This is a genomic window from Marinobacter fuscus, assembly GCF_003007675.1.
Classification (GTDB): Bacteria; Pseudomonadota; Gammaproteobacteria; order Pseudomonadales; family Oleiphilaceae; genus Marinobacter; species Marinobacter fuscus.
The window spans coordinates 1-2,339 of sequence record NZ_PXNP01000060.1; the positions used below are offsets into that span (position 1 = coordinate 1).

Annotated in this window: 3 protein-coding genes and 1 pseudogene; 2 read left to right on the plus strand and 2 right to left on the minus strand. The window is 57.4% G+C overall.

All coding sequences use genetic code 11. The annotated features are described in order from the left end of the window. Positions 1–187 (minus strand): annotated as a pseudogene (locus C7H09_RS09280) (IS110 family transposase); the annotation flags it as partial. Between the two features lie 142 nt (positions 188–329). Here C7H09_RS09280 and C7H09_RS20525 point away from each other — a divergent pair. Beyond that, a complete protein-coding gene (locus C7H09_RS20525) occupies positions 330–782 on the plus strand; it encodes a GFA family protein (RefSeq protein WP_420844188.1) in 453 nt (150 codons plus the stop codon). Between the two features lie 86 nt (positions 783–868). Further along, on the plus strand, positions 869–1,171 hold the full coding sequence (locus C7H09_RS09290; protein WP_106762275.1) for a hypothetical protein: 303 nt from the start codon (positions 869–871) through the stop codon (positions 1,169–1,171). 244 nt (positions 1,172–1,415) lie between these two features. Here the strand turns inward: C7H09_RS09290 and C7H09_RS09295 are convergent. Further along, the coding region (locus tag C7H09_RS09295; protein ID WP_106761970.1) for an IS91 family transposase at positions 1,416–2,339 on the minus strand (924 nt) is incomplete at its 5' end.

Consider the following 2,339-nt stretch of genomic DNA (forward strand, 5'->3'; position numbering starts at 1 on the left):
TGCATTCAACACCAACCACAAGGTCATCTCGAAAGGGTTCGAGCAGTGTCAGTAGCGGTTCCGGTCTAGCCTTGATCTCTTTGTGCAACAGCACCTCGCCTTGCTGGTCGAGGATGCAAACGTACAGGCTGCGGGCGTGCAGGTCGATTCCACAATAGTGACGGTGAGTGCTATGGTAAAAGTTCATGAGTCTTCTCCCTTGTAGTGCTTGGTCGCCTTCCAGCTTAGCGGGTAACCGCCGGGCTGGGGAGAAGGCTCAATCAGTATCAAGCGCATGTTGTCGGACTGGTTTTCCGTTGCGCTCCAAACCAGCCGCAAATGCGGGCGTTATGCAGGGAGGTAAGCCTTTGAGCAAGGTAACAGGGAAGTGTTTGTGCGAAACAGTGAGCTATGAAATTGAAGGCCCTCTTGGTCCAATTTTCAATTGTCATTGTTCCAAGTGTCGTCGGTGGCATGGCGCGGCTTTCCGCACTCGCGCGTCCATTGGTAGTGATCAGTTTCGGTGGTTGTCGGGTGAGCAAAATCTCACACGGTACGGTTCGTCAGAAAACGTCACCAAGTATTTTTGCAAAACGTGTGGCTCGCCTTTGATCAGCACCTATAGAGACCGTCCCGAAGTTATCGGTGTCCCGCTTGGTGGTCTGGAAGGTGACATTCAGGGTGGGCCGGAGGCACATATTTTTACTGGTTCAAAGGCAAGCTGGCATCAAATCACAGACTCACTGCCACAGTTTGAAGGCTGGCCTGGCAGTGAATCGAGGGTCAGAGATACAAATGCATAACCATGCCATGCACCGGATGCCAAAACCTCCGCTTCGCTCCGGTTTTGTCACCGGTGATGGCTGGCGTTATGTGTGCAGGGAGCATAATGGATCAAGTTTATAGCCTGAGACACCTAGGCTTTTTCTCAAAGCACCTCCTCACCGTTACCGGGGAGGGCTTTTACTACAAAGATACCCTCTACACTCGTGATGACGTGAAGAAACTCTTTGTCTCAGGTGGGGGCGCAGGTCCCAGAAGAATGGGAGTCCACCTGGCTGATGGAAGGAAAATTTTGATTAATGCTGTTGCTCTTGAGCTTAACGGAGTGAAGCCGAAAACTGAGTTTTTCTCGGGTACGAATCAGGTGTTTGAGGAGCTTAGGGCTTATTTCGAGGGTCAGAGCACATAACAAATAAGGATAGGTCGCGCACCGCCGCGACCTGATCCGGTGTTGGACGAGCCCGGTGCTTCATTATTAAGGAAATAGCGGCGGAGAACTCAGAGGTGCTTTGGCCCTGGCTTTGGGCGGCCTCTTTTGTCAGGCCAGAGTTACCCGGGGCCGCCGGTGAAGCTGGCAGCCGGTGTGCCCTGGTCGTGGTGTCATAAGGTGCGTTGGCTCCTCCCGCTTGAGTACGTGTCGGATGGTCGGTAATTTATGCTGGCCATCGTCGCCGAATGACTGGCCACCGGCAGGGTTGGCGCCAGACCGTGAGGCTCATGGGCTGGCCACAACAGGGGCAAGCGCGTTGCTTGCGGGGTTGGCTTACGGTTGCCATCGACGGTAGCGTCACGCGGAGAAGCAACTGCAACCGGTGTAGCGTCTTGCGTGCCCCGCTGTGCAGAAAACCGTATTCCCGCACCCGTCGCAGCCCCTTTGGCAAGACGTGCTGCAAGACTCGCCAGAGGAATCGATCCGCCGGTTCCGTCAGGGTCTGCCAACACTGGGTCTGGCTGTCCCGGTAGCGGAAGGTCACCTGTTCGCTATCGTAGGCCACGATATTCGGCTCCCGCAGCACCCCGCGATAGAGGTAACGGGCCAGATAAGTCAGCGCGTGATCTCCGCGCCCGACCTGCTCACACTGGGCGATCCAGTCCCGGGGAATGGCGTCCGGCAAGGCAAAGCCCTGCTTGCGCATTCGGTCGAGGAACTTGGCGCGGAACACCCGGGCCAGAGCCCGGCCATTGAACAGGTACTTTCCGGCCCGGCGTTGCCAGCGAGATCCGGTCAGCCCGCCGCCGGGGATCACGATGTGGACATGGGGGTGGAAGGCCAAGCGCCGGGAGTGGGTGTGCAACACCCCCACCAGCCCGAGTTGGTTGCCCAGGCGTTGATCGTTGCGGGCAAACTGGTTCAGGGTCTCCCGGGCAACCTGGAACAGGGTGTGACAGGTCCACCGAAGATGATGCCAGGCAAAGCCCCGCAACTGGACTGGCAGGGTGAAGGTCACCAGGAAATAGTCCACCGGCAGCAATTTCTGTCGTTGCCGCTCCAGCCACTGGCGGTTGGTGCCGTGCTGACAGGCCGGGCAACTGCGATGGCCGCAGGACGGATAGGCCTGTTGTCGCTGCTGACAGGG

What these genes read in the sequence shown, in the direction of transcription:
- C7H09_RS20525 (WP_420844188.1), top strand. Translation starts at nt 330, where the DNA reads ATGCAGGGAGGTAAGCCTTTGAGCAAGGTAACAGGGAAGTGTTTGTGC.
- C7H09_RS09290 (WP_106762275.1), top strand. Translation starts at nt 869, where the DNA reads ATGGATCAAGTTTATAGCCTGAGACACCTAGGCTTTTTCTCAAAGCAC.